The organism is Sutcliffiella sp. FSL R7-0096 (genome assembly GCF_038595065.1).
Taxonomy (GTDB): Bacteria; Bacillota; Bacilli; order Bacillales; family Bacillaceae_I; genus Sutcliffiella_A.
Genome location: NZ_CP152003.1, coordinates 665,862 through 680,151, shown reverse-complemented (window position 1 = coordinate 680,151; position 14,290 = coordinate 665,862). Strand labels below are relative to the sequence as shown.

Annotated in this window: 11 protein-coding genes; 2 read left to right on the top strand and 9 right to left on the bottom strand. The window is 39.3% G+C overall.

What is annotated here, in order from left to right; all coding sequences use genetic code 11:
• Window positions 1-150: 150 nt before the first annotated feature.
• Window positions 151-1,164, top strand: a complete 1,014-nt coding sequence (locus MKY77_RS03645) for a DUF3231 family protein (protein ID WP_339148925.1) — start codon at window positions 151-153, stop codon at window positions 1,162-1,164.
• Between the two features lie 52 nt (window positions 1,165-1,216).
• Here MKY77_RS03645 and helD read toward each other — a convergent pair whose 3' ends face one another.
• Window positions 1,217-3,547 carry an RNA polymerase recycling motor HelD gene (gene helD / locus MKY77_RS03640; protein ID WP_339148924.1) on the bottom strand — a complete coding sequence of 777 codons (2,331 nt, stop codon included), beginning with the start codon at window positions 3,545-3,547 and terminating at the stop codon, window positions 1,217-1,219.
• A gap of 329 nt (window positions 3,548-3,876) precedes the next feature.
• On the opposite strand from helD, the gene MKY77_RS03635 reads away from it, so the two are divergent.
• Window positions 3,877-4,896, top strand: coding sequence for an STAS domain-containing protein (locus tag MKY77_RS03635; RefSeq protein WP_339148922.1), 1,020 nt, complete (start codon window positions 3,877-3,879; stop codon window positions 4,894-4,896).
• A 208-nt stretch (window positions 4,897-5,104) separates the two neighbouring features.
• Here MKY77_RS03635 and MKY77_RS03630 read toward each other — a convergent pair whose 3' ends face one another.
• The 8 genes from MKY77_RS03630 to MKY77_RS03595 all read right to left on the bottom strand — a co-directional run bounded on the left by MKY77_RS03630 (window position 5,105) and on the right by MKY77_RS03595 (window position 14,254).
• Window positions 5,105-5,272 (bottom strand): hypothetical protein, encoded by a 168-nt coding sequence (locus tag MKY77_RS03630; protein ID WP_342515648.1) that lies wholly within the window; start codon window positions 5,270-5,272, stop codon window positions 5,105-5,107.
• A 22-nt stretch (window positions 5,273-5,294) separates the two neighbouring features.
• On the bottom strand, window positions 5,295-6,263 hold the full coding sequence (gene manA / locus MKY77_RS03625; protein WP_339148921.1) for a mannose-6-phosphate isomerase, class I: 969 nt from the start codon (window positions 6,261-6,263) through the stop codon (window positions 5,295-5,297).
• A 40-nt stretch (window positions 6,264-6,303) separates the two neighbouring features.
• On the bottom strand, window positions 6,304-7,161 hold the full coding sequence (locus MKY77_RS03620; RefSeq protein WP_339148920.1) for an ROK family protein: 858 nt from the start codon (window positions 7,159-7,161) through the stop codon (window positions 6,304-6,306).
• Window positions 7,162-7,250: 89 nt separating this feature from the next.
• A complete protein-coding gene (locus MKY77_RS03615) occupies window positions 7,251-8,717 on the bottom strand; it encodes an ABC transporter substrate-binding protein (RefSeq protein ID WP_339148919.1) in 1,467 nt (488 codons plus the stop codon).
• A gap of 82 nt (window positions 8,718-8,799) precedes the next feature.
• Window positions 8,800-9,654: a carbohydrate ABC transporter permease gene (locus MKY77_RS03610; RefSeq protein WP_339149945.1), complete on the bottom strand. Its 855-nt coding sequence runs from the start codon at window positions 9,652-9,654 to the stop codon at window positions 8,800-8,802.
• 138 nt (window positions 9,655-9,792) lie between these two features.
• Window positions 9,793-10,731: a sugar ABC transporter permease gene (locus tag MKY77_RS03605; protein WP_339148918.1), complete on the bottom strand. Its 939-nt coding sequence runs from the start codon at window positions 10,729-10,731 to the stop codon at window positions 9,793-9,795.
• Window positions 10,732-10,974: 243 nt separating this feature from the next.
• A complete protein-coding gene (locus tag MKY77_RS03600) occupies window positions 10,975-12,498 on the bottom strand; it encodes a response regulator transcription factor (protein WP_339148917.1) in 1,524 nt (507 codons plus the stop codon).
• Complete coding sequence (locus MKY77_RS03595; protein WP_339148916.1) at window positions 12,473-14,254, bottom strand: sensor histidine kinase; 1,782 nt, start codon at window positions 14,252-14,254, stop codon at window positions 12,473-12,475. Before MKY77_RS03595 ends, MKY77_RS03600 begins: the two co-directional genes overlap by 26 nt.
• Window positions 14,255-14,290: the final 36 nt, after the last annotated feature.

Here is a 14,290-nt window from a genome sequence, read left to right as displayed (position 1 = left end):
ATATATATAACGATAAACCCATACCAAGGCCATGGTTTTCGCAGCAAGTGGTTGCTGAAAAAAATTGTTCTCCCCATTCGAAATTCACATATTCTATCCACTAATTACAAATAATACCTTTACTATTTGTTTAGGAAGAGGGGTTGTGCCGTGTCTAATAAGATTATTCATCTCACTTCGTCTGAGATCGCTTCTGTGTGGACATCATATATGCAAAATAGCATGTCCATCCAAATTATGAATTTTTTCTTGCATACTGTTGAAGATCCGGAAGTGAAGGGGGTAATAAAGAAGGCTCTTGCCATATCCACCACCCATCTTTTGCAACTGAGCGGAGTGTTTAAGACGGAGAAAATTCCGATGCCAGAGGCATTTAATGAAAGTGATGTTAATCTTAACGCATCTAAGCTTTACACAGATCCTTTTATGCTGACTTACCTGAATCATATGTCGAAAGCAGGTATGCTTGGTTATAGTGGATTTTTGAGTATGTGTACAAGAGTGGATATCAGGAAAATATTTAAAGAGGCCCTTTCCTTGACCTCTGATTTATTTGATAAAAGCTCTGAAGTGCTGCTTGAAAAAGGATTGTATATGCGCTCCCCTTATATTGATTATCCTAAACAGAAGGATTTTATTGATAGTAAGAGTTACTTAAGCGGCATGAATCCATTCACAAATAAACGCCCTTTAAATGCAATCGAGCTTTCTCACTTACATATGAACATACAAAACAACTTGATTGGTTCCAAGCTATCCATTAGCTTTGCACAGTTTTCCCCAAGAAAAGAAATACAGAAATTGATGTTACGAGGAAAAGATATCTCTGAAAAGCATATGAAGATTTTTACCAGTATCCTCATTAATAATGATACACAAGCACCTATTTCAGCAGATGTAGCCATTACTGATTCCACTGAACAGGTATTTTCCGATAAATTGCTTCTCTTTCATCAAGGGATGCTTACAGCTTCAGGGACTGGTAATTATGCAACATCTGCTGCCGCAAGCCAGAGGAGTGATTTAATCGTAAACTATGAACGATTCTCCCTTGAAATAGGCCAATATGCAAAAGATATTGCAGATGAAATGATACAAAAAGGATGGCTTGAACAGCCACCCGGTACAGCAGACAAAAAGAAACTGGCACAAGAGAAAAGGTAAATGGAAATAGGGGCAGGCGTTTTCTCCTCCCCCCTATTTCCATTTTATTACATTAACGCACAATCGGGTCAAGGAACCTATCCCCACAACTTTCCCCCACACTACAAATCTCCAAGTAGTGCATCGCTCTCGTACATGCTGTATAGAACACCCTTCTCAAACTCTCATCCCCATACACTTCATCGGAAGCATTATAGATAATGACCGCGTCAAACTCGATACCTTTGGACAAGTAGGACGGCACGACGACTACCCCTTGTTCGTACTCCATGGAGTTCATTTTCAACAGCTTTAAATTATCAATCTCCGGGGAAAGTGCTTCAAAAGCACGACCACTCTCTTCACTTGATTTGCAGATGATGGCAATGCTTTGATAGCCGCGGTTTCTAAGTTCCTCAACTCGTGAGGAAATATTAGCGTGCAGGCTCTCAAAATCATTCACTTCCGTCAGCACCGGTTCCTCGCCGTCTCGTTCAAACGGGATGATTTTATCTCCATTTGGTACAAGCCTCCTGGTAAACTCAATGATTGGCTTTGTAGAACGGTAGCTCCTGGTTATATTTATAATCTCTGTCTTCTCCGGTCCATAAAGGCCCTCAAGCACATCAAAGTTGACCGCTTCACTCGCATGGGCAAAGATTGCCTGGTTAAAGTCGCCAAGGACGGTCATTCTGGCAGCTGGGAAAAGCCGCTTCATGAACTCAAACTGAAACGGGGAGTAATCCTGTGCTTCGTCCACGACAATATGCTTGATCGAGCTGTTTATTTGAAAACCAAGGATCAATTCCTTTAACAGTAAAAATGGCGTCGCATCTTCATACCACAGTTTATCTTCCTGCAGCGATTCGATGGTACCCTGGCAGATTGCGTTCCACTCTTCAGGCGCATCCCCTCCCAACCATTGACTAATTTTCCTAGGGTCTGCAAAAATCTGCTGATAGAGATCTTTAAAGCTGATAAATTGATAGCTGCGGACACGATTTCGCAAAGGCTTCATTTTCTTGTGCACAAGTAAACGCGCAAGTGCCCTTGGATCAACTTCATAGTCCGCAACCTCCTCCCTTTCAAAGCCTTTCTTTTTAGCTAAAAATGCTCGCGCTTCATGGTATTCTTCGTTACTGAGGAGTTCCATCTCCTCCTGAACCCATGGCTGATCACTTTCAGCCTTCTGGATGTCTTTTAACTCTTTCATCAGCCAATCCTTCAACTTTTCGAGTCTATTGGATAATCGAAGGGAAGTATCATATTTGTAAAACCGGTCCGCTATTTGCTGGGCCGCTACAATGGTTTTCCCTCTAAAGGTGATATTCTTGAAGGTCATTCCTTCCAAGGTCAGTGATTCTATATAGGCTTGGATTGCTTCATAAAAACGAAGTGAAGCCTTAAACTTGATGCCCGCAAGCCTTGCTTTATAAGCCGGCGTATGGCTTTCCGTCAGCACGTACTCCAACTGCCCGTAGGGATTTTCCACTTGAAAAGCTTTGGACAATCGGTGGTCGAGATACTCTTGAAAGGTAACCTGTTGCATGCTTTCCTCGCCAAGTTCAGGCAAGACATTGGAAACATAGCTTTTGAACATGGAGTTGGGAGAAAATAAAATAATCTGGTCGGCATCTAGGTTATCTCTATATTTATAAAGTAAATAGGCAATTCGTTGAAGGGCAGCCGACGTCTTGCCACTACCTGCCGCACCATGAACAATCAGGAGTCTTCCGCTGTCATGTCGGATAATCCTGTTCTGCTCCTGCTGGATCGTGGCGACGATATTATGCATGTAATTATCTGCCGTTGCTTTGCCGAGCACCTTTTGTAAGATTTCATCCCCGATGGTGAGACTTGTATCAAACATGGATTCCAGCTCGCCATTTCGAATCAGGTATTGCCACTTCTTTTCCAAATCACCTTCTATTTCGCCGCCCGGAGTTGTGTACTTCGCCCGACCAGGCTGGTAATCATAATAAACGCTTGAGATCGGAGCTCGCCAATCATAAATAAGGAAGTCCTCTCCACTTTGATCCATTAGGGCGGAGATTCCGATATAGATCTGCTCCTCTTCTGAAGTCCCGTCCTCTATAAAATCGATTCGGCCGAAATAAGGAATCTCTTGCATCTTACGCAAGGTGGTTAACCGCTTGGAGGCATGCCTATGGGAGCTTTGACTCACAGACAACGCCTGCGCCTCCTGCCTCAGGCCGATAATCGTCTCTAAATAATCATCAAAAGAATCCGTGCTAACCTTGACCTCTTCCCAAAAGTGTTTACGAATATGAATGACTTCATCCTTACGTTTGGAAGTCTCTTTCTCTAACTTCCCGATTTCCTCTGTAATGGTCTCCATCACATCGTCCACACGTCTTTGCTCCAACTGAAATTCCGTACTCATGCAAACACTCCTTTTTTTTCGAAAATGGATAAATAGGGGGTTGACTCGGGGGTGGAATGTATTGTATGATTATAATAGGGATGATTATACTCTCAATAATTTCATTACAATACAATCTATTTGACTTTACCATGGATTTGTGGTGGATTCAAGTGTTTTTTGGGTCGAGGGACAGGAACCTCGACCCTTTTCACGTTCTGATATTTCCCATATTTTACATAATAAGGGGGACTTTCCATTATATCCATCTCCTTTTAATAGGCTATTAATTAAAAATCCTGTCGAGTTAGTTTATAATAATAAAAAAATATAAAGGATTTGGTAAGAAAATGAGTACACTTCCAAAAATCGATATAGAAGGTCTTCATTTTGAATGGGATGTAGAAAAAGGGAAATTTCTCTTTGAAGGGGAGGATGCTGTCCTATTTTGGATCTCATCGGCAATGAAAACCTTCTTTGATACAATTGAAGAGGTTTCCGGCCAGGAAGCGACCTGCCTTGTAATGGAATCCACAGGCTATCGGCAAGGTGCGGTAGTTGGGAAGTATTTTGAAAATATGACAGATATCAGTATTGAAAAAATAGCTGGCTTGATTACCAATACCTATGCATCTGCCGGCTGGGGAAGAGCTTATGTAAAAAACCTGGATGTGGATAATTACACATTAACAGTCCAGTTAAGGGATGACTGGGAATATAAAATCCATCAGGCACAAGGAAAGAAAACCGGCGGCAATTTCCTTGCGGCGCATTATGCAGGGATTTTTACTGGCCTATTCAAAACGGACATCTGGTACAATATCCTGCATCATCAGATAGAGGGCCATGAATATACCACCATCGAATATTTCCCAAAAGAAGTGAATGTTGCCCAAAACATCCATCAGCTTGCCCGTCAAAAAGAGGCGGAGCAGATAAAAATGCTGGAAAAAGTAGTGGAAGAAAAAACAAAGGAACTAAAAGAGCTGGTCAAGACAATATCATCTCCCGTAATACCTGTACTCGAAGGAATTGTGGTGGTTTCCCTTCTAGGAAAATATGATGAAGAACGGGCTGACGAGCTGATTGTAAAAACCCTGTATAGTCTTCCAAAGCATAAAGCAAGCTATCTGGTACTTGATTTAACCGGGATGGATGACAATCTGACACCATATACAGCAAGCATGATTGAAAAGCTGGGTTGTTCCGCAGAACTGCTGGGAATAAAGACCATTCTAGTCGGTATTTCCGCTCAGCTAAGCTTGGAAGTTACAAAAGCAGACATTGATCTGTCTCATTTCGATTTCTTCCAGTCGCTGCAGCACGGCATTCATTTTGCCCTCGCTCAGAATGGAAGAAGAATAATCTGAAGAAACTCGTCAAACCTCCAGGGGTTGGCGTGTTTTTTTTGAATATAAGACAGTATAAGTATTTGAACTTTGAAGAGGTCCAGCTCCCTGGAACTACGAACAAACTGATCGGAGCCGAGAACATTTTCGTGTTCCCCACGTTTGCAACAAAGCTAAGCAAGGAGCCCGCTTTTACCTAGACGAACGGCCGCTAAAGTTGCCAAGCTTGTCATGCAAGAGAAATAATGATTGGGGAGAGGTTGCTCGCCCCGTTTTTATGAAAAGCCGAGAATACCCTTGTATCCTCGGCTTTTTCGGATATCATAAAATACTTTTCTCTCATAAAGTGCTGTTGTAGATCCCAGTGTAAGCTTTGATAATCAAGTTTTTCTTTCAAAGGGTATATAGTTTCTATTCCTTTATACATGGGACACGATGAACTCTGCCACTCCTTTTAATGTATAATCTTTTATCACAAATGGTATGATAAAATGTGATCCTTTTTTAAATAGAAATTTCTCACCTTCTATAGTAATTTCTCCTCTACCTTCCACCACGCTGACCTGCAGAAAGTCGTGTGTCATTTTACGCTTTACTGTACCATCCAACATCCAGTGATATACCGTAAAATATGGAGCTTCGACCAGCTTTTTTTCGATTAAACCATCATTTCTGTTTTCTTCGTGTTGTTCATTGGAAAATGAGGCACCACTATCCGGTACAGTTGTTACTTCCTTTGATTCTTCGAGATGGAGAGCCCTTTTCTCCCCTGAAGCATCCATGCGATCGTAGTCGTAAACACGGTATGTAACATCAGAGCTTTGTTGTGTTTCTAAAAGAAGAATTCCTTTACCAATCGCATGGATGGTTCCACTTGCAACGTATATAAAGTCTCCTGCTTTTACTTTTACGCGGCGCAACAATGTTTCCCATTGACCGTTATCTATCATATGGGCAAGTTTTTCTTTTGTGGGGGCACGATGCCCCAAAACTATTTCCGCTCCTTCTTCGGCACTTAATACATACCAGCATTCTGTTTTTCCATAAGGTACCCCTTCGATATCTCGCGCAAATTCATCATTGGGGTGGACCTGTACAGAAAGGTCATCAGCTGCATCCAATAGTTTGACAAGTAGTGGATATTCTTCTTTGTTATCTTCCTTTCTATTAAACAGCTCCCCATGTCCCATCCAAGCATCCATTAACGTTTTCCCTTTAAGCGGTCCGTTTTCAATTATACTTGGCCCATTGGGATGAGCAGAAATGACCCATGCTTCTCCAATGCTTTCAGTAGGGAGGTGATAATCAAATTCTGTGTGTAGCTTTATTCCTCCCCACACCCTTTCTTGAAATACAGGTTGCAAAAATATTGGTTGGTTGTTATACATAAATACCTCCAAGGCCTTCGGAATCAAATGATTTGTATCTTTAAATATTTCTTGCTGCAAGAGCAAGCGCCCCTTTGATTCCTTGGTTATCATTAAGTTGAGGTGAAACAATATAGTTCTCTAAGGAATCAATTTCTATATAATGATTTAGCAGCTTGGATACTTGTTGTCGAATTAATGGGAAAAGGACCTCTTGCTTCATGACTCCCCCACCCAAAATTATTTTTTCAGGGCTTAGAATCAGGATGTAGTTAATAATAGCTTGGGCAAGGTAATAGGCTTCCATTTCCCAAACATCTTTTACACTTGCAAGTTCCTTTCCACTCAACCCGTACCTTTCTGAAAGGGCGGTTCCGGAAGCTAACCCTTCTAAGCAATCTTTATGATACGGGCAACACCCATCAAACGTGTCTTTCGGATGGCGGGGGATAAGTATGTGGCCCATCTCAGGGTGGGCCATCCCTTTCAATGTAACACCGTCCCTGACAAATCCTGCCCCTATCCCTGTTCCTACCGTTATATACAGGCAGCTATCTGTAAGCTGTGCAGCCCCCCAATAATACTCCCCTAAAGCAGCAGCATTCACGTCTGTATCAAGGAAAACCGGAATACGATATTTCTCTTTAAATGCCTCATATAGGTTAAAGTTCTTCCATAAAAGTTTTGGCGTATTTAATATCTTTCCATAGTTTGGATTTGTTTCGTTCAACTCAATAGGTCCAAAGCTCCCTATTCCTATAGAGCTTAATTCGTACTTATCAAAAAAGGCATCGACCATTTTTAAGGTTTCTTCTGGAGCCAGGGTCGGAATCGTGATTTGATCCACAATGGTTCCCCCCTTGTCACCCACCGCGCAAACAAACTTGGTACCACCTGCTTCTATAGCGCCATAGTGCATCCTATCTTCCCTCCATAAAAGTAGAGGGTGACCTAAAAGGTGGAAACACCTTTTGGCACCCTCTACATAATTGTTAAATGGACCTTCTATTATTGATTTGCTTTCCACTCATCATACTGTTTTTGGATTTCTTCTAACACTTTATCCATGCCTGCTTGCTTTAATTTCTCATTGAATGCCGGTATATATTGCTCAGGATCAACAGCACCTTTTAATAAAGCAGGGGCAAATTCACTGGACACATTAGAGATAGCGGCAATTTCAGATCTAACCGGGTTAGAGTCGAAATAGAAGCCTAATACAGGGGATGGAATGGAATTTTCATTGAATTCCTTGAATGCATCCCATTTATCTTCTGGATCATCTTCATATAACTTTAAAATCAATTGGTTACCAATGGCGAAACTTGGCATATTGTATTTCTCCACACGTGCAGGTAAATCTTTAATCTTACCGTCTTCATTTTCTTCGTAGTGAATCCCTTCAATACCTTTATCCAAAAGGTTTCTTAAATAAGGGTCAGAGTTAAGTAAGTTTAAGAACATCATCGCTCTTTCCGGATTTTTGGAAGTAGCTGAAATAGCTTGCATCGAACCTGTTACAGAGCCGTTAAATACATATGGCTCCTGCAGTGGGCGCGTAACAATTTCATAACCCGCAGACCTAGACCAAATGGATTCCGCATATGGTTGATATAATTCTTTTCGGACAAACCAGTTTGGTGTCTCCAGTGGCCAAGAGTCCGTACTTGTAGCAGCATCTGGTCGAATAAATCCTTTATTGTAATAGCTATGCATGGTTTTAAGCGTTTTCATTGTAATTTCTTCTTCATATTTATTAATCACTTCGTCTGTATTCCCGTCTAGACGGAATGCAAATGGCATCTCTTCTTGTAAGATGGAGTCAAAAGGTAAGAATGCATCAAATGTTGCAATCGGTGATACATTTGGTTCCTTTTCTTTGATAACTGCTAATAGTGGCTCAAGATCTGCAAGGGAGCTCACAGTAGAAATATCTAGTCCATGTTTTTCCACTAATTCATTGTTGAAGGAGAGGACTGCTTGCTGCCCTACTTCTTTGTTGGTAGGAACTGCATAAAGTTCTCCATCCAATTTTGCCCCTTCTAAAAATGCTGGATCAATCAATTCTTTCATTTCTTTTCCATATTGATCCATTAAATCATTAAGCTCTAAAAAAGCACCCCTTCTTGCATTTAAAGCATAGTTATTCGCCCAAGAACTAGTGAAGGCAATATCATACGCCTCACCTGAAGTAGTGATAACTTGCATTCTGTCGTTGAATTCTCCCCAATCTAGAAGCCTCAGGTCAATAGTTGCGTTAATTTTTTCTTTTGTGTACTCATTAACTTTTTCCATTACGGTATCTAGATCCTGCTGTGGTGTACCAATTAAATACCATAATAACTCCACGTGTTCGTCTGTGGATGCTTTTTCATTTGCCTGCGTATTATTGCTTGATTTTTCATTGCTGCATGCTAAGAGTCCCGAAACTATAAGCATGGTGACCATTGCTAATAAACCTAATCTTTTCATCATTACTTCCCCCATTTCTTGTTTAATTTTTATAATAAAGGTAAGCCTAAATGGTTAGTTAAGGCTTCCCTTTACAGACGTTTCATTACTCCTTCACTCCGCCAATCGTTAATCCTTTGATGAAATACTTTTGAAAGAAAGGATAGGATAAAGCGATTGGTAAAGTAGCTAAAACTACCATAGCCATCCTTGCAGAGTCTTGTGGAACCGAAGCCAGGATGGAACTGTTTTGATTCGTCAACATAGCATTTTGACGAATGAAATCCAGATTGTTTTCTATTCTCATCAGTAGTGACTGTAATGGAACTAGGTTGGGATTATCAATGAACAGTAATGCATTGAACCAATCATTCCAATATGCCAATGTGCTGAATAGAGCAATAGTTGCAATTCCCGGTATGGACAGCGGTAAGACGATGGTGAAGAAAATCCGCAGCTCCCCTGCACCATCGATGCGAGCTGATTCTAGAATGGCTTCCGGTACTGTACGTTGAAAGAATGTTCTCATGATAATGATATAAAAGGCATTGACAGCCAATGGCAATATGAGTGCCCAAATAGAATTGCGTAAACCAAGTAGCTGTGTCATGACAATATAAAATGGTACCATGCCTCCACTGAATAACATGGTAAAGAAAGCGATGAACGTAAATTGCTTCCTATATCTAAATTGTTTTCTTGAAATGGCATAAGCGTACATAGCGATAATCGAAACACTAATAAAAGTTCCTACTACTGTTACAAAAATTGTCACGCCATAAGCTTGAATGATTTGTGATTTCATCTGCCATAAATATTGGTAAGCTTCCATGCTCCATTCACTCGGAATGATGCTGTAACCGTTTAAAGCTAATGATTGTGTACTTGATAATGAAATTACAATGATATAAAGAAATGGAAAGATACAAAAAAAGGCGAATGATCCAAGCAATACATGCATGAGTACACTTGTTTTCCCTGAAAACCCATGCGGATTGTATTTATGTTTCTTCTTTGTTTGGCGCTCTGTTTTTACAATGGCAGTTTCAGTCACCTTTGGAGGAGTTTCCATACCATTACATTCTCCTTCCATATAAAATTAAAATAAGGCATTCTCTTCATCTATTTTTCTTACAATATAATTGGTGACTAAAATCAGAATGAATCCGACAGTTGCTTGATATAATCCCGCCGCTGTACTCATCCCGATATCCCCCATCGACATCAATCCTCGATATACATAAGTATCAATGACATTCGTGACTGGATATAAAGGGCCTGAATCCCTCGGAATCTGGTAGAATAGCCCGAAGTCTGCACTAAAAATACTTCCTATATTTAAAATAGTTAATATGATAATCAATGGCATGATCATCGGAATCGTGACATTCCAAATTTGTTGCCACTTACTAGCCCCATCTATCATGGCCGCTTCATAATAAGTTCTATCAATACCTACGATAGCTGCCAAGTAGACTATGCTACTAAACCCCACTCCCTTCCATTGACTGATGGCTAAGATAAAATAAGGCCAATACGAAGGTTCGTTATACCACGAGACAGCGTCCATATCAAAATATCCTAAAATACTATTAAACAATCCTTTATCTACACTTAAGAAAGCGAATACAAAATAACTGACAACCACCCAGGACAAAAAGTGCGGAAATAACATTCCTGTTTGATAGACTTTCGCTAACCTTTGCTTTGTCAACTCACTCAAAATGATGGCAACTGCTACCGCTAGTATCAAACCTATTACGATAAAGGCCAAATTGTATAACACGGTATTTCGAGTAATGATATATGCATCATTCGTACTGAATAAAAACTTAAAGTTATCGAACCCAACCCACTCACTATGCATGACACTTGCTAGAAACCCATCCCGGTGAAATCTAAAATCTTTAAATGCCATAACTTGTCCAAACATTGGAATATATTTTAATACGATAAGCCAAATGAGCCCTGGCAGTGTCATGAGAAGCCATATCCTATTCTCATATACATTTTTTCCAAATTGCTTGATGCGGCCCATATACTTCCCCCTTCCTGGACAACTTCTCCTTAATTCAATTATATGAAAACCCTTACATACAAAATAGTTGAGATATCTTAGATTTACTGGTAAAAATAAATACAATATATGAAATGTTGCAAATTTTTATATCCCATTGAGTGATGGAGGTAGCCGCTTCAACATTTTGGAAATTTAATTGCATTAAAAAAACTGCAGTCAAACTCAGGACTTCGAGTTTGTCTACAGTTTGGAATCCTACCATCATGCTTGTCTTTTCTTCTTCCACTCAGAAGGAGTAATCCCCTCAAACTTCTTAAATTGTTTGTAAAAATACGCTGCATCAATATACCCTACTTTTTTCCCGATATGTCCAGCCTTGTCATGTGAATTGAGCAACAGTTTTTTTGCCCTGTCGATCCTTAGCTTATTTAAGTACTTCGTAAAAGAAGTACCTACTTCTTTTTGAAAGAGCTGACCTAAATAGATCGGATTGATATGAAACTGATATCCCAATGTTTTTAAGGACATATCATCCGCATAATTTTTAAGGATATGGTTTAATACCGTATGAATAATGGGACTATATTTCTCATTCTCAGGATTTGAATCTTTTTCAATCATATCGATGCACTTTTCTGCTATTTTCACTGCTTCTTCTTTTGTATTAATATATAAAATTTGATGAATCACTTCTACGTATTGCGTGTAATCCAGGAGAATCAAAAACTTATTTTTAACATGAAAGAAGAACTCCAGCAATATCCCTTTCATCAGTAAAGCCTGTCGATCTTGTTCTAATTGACTGAATAAATTCCTTATTGATACTTTCACCAAGTCGTATCGCTCATTGGCTAGTTGTTCTAATAAATCCTGATTTAAATACTCCGTAGATTTATTATTATGTTTTTTTACGTTCGTCCAGTTAAGATACATTTGTTCCGCTATTCCATGGTCACTGTCAGGTAATAACAATTTCAATTCACATTTCATTTCAAGTTCACGGTATTGATTGGTCACTTGAGAATAAGATTGTATTTCATTACTCAAAACTAAAACATACTCACCTGGAAGTTTACATTTCCTTAAAAATTCTCGGAAACAATATTTTTCGTTCTCCCAGTCTTCATGCAACCCATTACTTGACCATAACAAAAGTACATCATTGGACGGTGTAAGGACTACAAGTGCATTCGTGTGCTGTTCCAATTCTAATTGGAATGATTGAAGGAATGACTCATCTTGCTCTTCCAGCTCCAATTTCAATATACCCAAATATATAGGGCCATTAAGTGAATAACTTGGATAAAGAGAGATTCTTTCCATAAAATCTTCCAATGACATTTTACCGGTCACCCACCTCCAGATGGAATGGTCCCTTAACACTAATTTAGATGCCTCTTGTAAGGTAGATACATTTATCTTTTCCTTTACATGCTGAAGCGATGATATTAACTCCGCCTCATTAATTGGCTTTAGCAAGTAGTTTTCGATTCCTAATTGCAACCCCTTCTTAATATAGCCGAACTCTTGAAAACCAGAGAGAATGATTGCTTTGAACTGTTTACCTAACCTAATCAGTGATTCTATTAATTCCAACCCTGTTAGTTCGGGCATGTTTATATCGGTTACCAGTATATCAAAATCAATGGATTTCGCCTTTTCCAGCGCTTCCATGCCGTTCTTGGCTGTCTCAACAATTTCAAAACCTTCAGATTCCCAATCGATGATATACTTCAATCCCTCAAGTATTAGTGGTTCATCATCTACCAGCATTACTTTGATCATGTAATAGCACCTCACTTATAAGTGGTAAAACAACCGTTACAATAGTACTTATGGCTGGTGTACTTTCTAAGTTAATACCGTATGGTTCTCCATACTTCAAGCGAATCCTTTGATGAACATTCTCTAAACCTATAGAATCGGATGGACCTTCCATTAGTTGCAGCCTTTGTTTCAGTTCTTCTAACCTTTCAGGGTCAATTCCCATTCCATTGTCTTCAATTTCAATCAATAGCTTATGGTTCTTCTCCGATACCCTAATGGATATTTCATTTTTTTCTGAGTCCCTTTTAAACCCATGTATCAAGAAATTTTCAATTAAAGGCTGTAAAATGAATGGAGGGATGTAAAAATTCAAAAGTTTTTCGTCTACTATATAATTGGAAGTCAAATGGTTTTGAAATCGAATCTTATACAATTCCATATATTGCTTCGCATGATTTAGTTCATTATCAACCGTCACAAGCTCTCCGCTTTTCAAGGAATAGCGGAACAATTGAGCTAATTGAACAATCATCTTAGCAGACGTTTTTCCACCTTCCGCTAACGATTTCATCCTGATGGCTTCTAGCGTGTTATATAAGAAGTGAGGATTGATTTGTGCTTGCAGATTGGCCAATTCCGCTTCTTTTTGTTTTAACCTTGAAAAGTAAACCTTATTGATATAGTCATTGAGTTCATCCAAGGTCTCATTGAAGGTGATGGAAATAATATTTAAATCATCGACTCCACTGGAGGTTTTAATTCTTGCGTCCAGGTTGCCTTCCTGGACTTCCTTCATTTTATTTAACATCTCATCGATCCGCTTGGAATAACCTCTCAAAGACAAGTAAGGTAATCCAATGGCAACAGTTGTTAAAGCTAATATGAGGAAAAAAATAGTAAGCCTATATGTGAGTAATGGGGCCAACTCCTCTTTAGGGATAACGGCCGTAACCATCAATTGTGTAGTCGGCTCGATAGAGGAGTGTATATAATAATGCTTATCCAGCTTTAACTCCTTTTGAACTGTACTATAATTCAATTCCTTCAAAATACCTTCGTTGATATCACCATAGGAAAAATAAACATTATTATCCATATCACTTATGAGGAAGGAACCATTTACTTTTGCTTCCCTTAAGGATAGCAACCGCTGTAAGTTATCATACGTGAAATAGACGGATACATTCCCAAGCCTCTCAAGCGAAACAGGATCGTTAATCCGCTCTTGGACTCTATACAAGTCTCTTTCTTCATATTCTTGTACTGGAGGACTTTCTTCTCCGAAGTTTTTATAATAACTGCTTTGATACCATCTGCTATGGTTAAATAAGTATGCATACTCCGTACCAATGGTATCATTTTGTATTTGGATGGCAACTGCTTCTGGATCTCTTGAAAAATAGTTTTTTACATATAAATCAAAATTATAGGGAACGAACGAATCACTCGAGGAGAACTTATCTAACCGGTTCCCGATATATTCCTGATAGTCATGCTGCAAGGCAAATGCTAAATCTTCTATCAATCGCTTGTCTAAATATAGTTGTTGAACGCCATGTTTTACAAATTGATGCTTCCCTTTTACTTCGGAATGAATCTCCTTAATCACCGTTTCATGCCTATCCAATTCTCTTTGAATAATAAAATTAGAGTAATATTCAGATAGAAACACAAAGAGAATCGACATGGTGATAAAGATGATCGTCGAATAGGTAAAAAACACACGATAAAACATTCTACCACTAAGTTTTTTCATTAATTCAAACGCTTTCATTTCATTCACTCCTAAGCTGATAAACCACGATGCTAT

Excerpts from the sequence above, each read along its gene's own strand:
- helD (WP_339148924.1), bottom strand. The coding sequence starts at position 3,547 with ATGAGTACGGAATTTCAGTTGGAGCAAAGACGTGTGGACGATGTGATG.
- MKY77_RS03595 (WP_339148916.1), bottom strand. The coding sequence starts at position 14,254 with ATGAAAGCGTTTGAATTAATGAAAAAACTTAGTGGTAGAATGTTTTAT.
- MKY77_RS03635 (WP_339148922.1), top strand. The coding sequence starts at position 3,877 with ATGAGTACACTTCCAAAAATCGATATAGAAGGTCTTCATTTTGAATGG.
- manA (WP_339148921.1), bottom strand. The coding sequence starts at position 6,263 with ATGTATAACAACCAACCAATATTTTTGCAACCTGTATTTCAAGAAAGG.
- MKY77_RS03600 (WP_339148917.1), bottom strand. The coding sequence starts at position 12,498 with ATGATCAAAGTAATGCTGGTAGATGATGAACCACTAATACTTGAGGGA.
- MKY77_RS03615 (WP_339148919.1), bottom strand. The coding sequence starts at position 8,717 with ATGATGAAAAGATTAGGTTTATTAGCAATGGTCACCATGCTTATAGTT.
- MKY77_RS03610 (WP_339149945.1), bottom strand. The coding sequence starts at position 9,654 with ATGCATGTATTGCTTGGATCATTCGCCTTTTTTTGTATCTTTCCATTT.
- MKY77_RS03605 (WP_339148918.1), bottom strand. The coding sequence starts at position 10,731 with ATGGGCCGCATCAAGCAATTTGGAAAAAATGTATATGAGAATAGGATA.
- MKY77_RS03620 (WP_339148920.1), bottom strand. The coding sequence starts at position 7,161 with ATGCACTATGGCGCTATAGAAGCAGGTGGTACCAAGTTTGTTTGCGCG.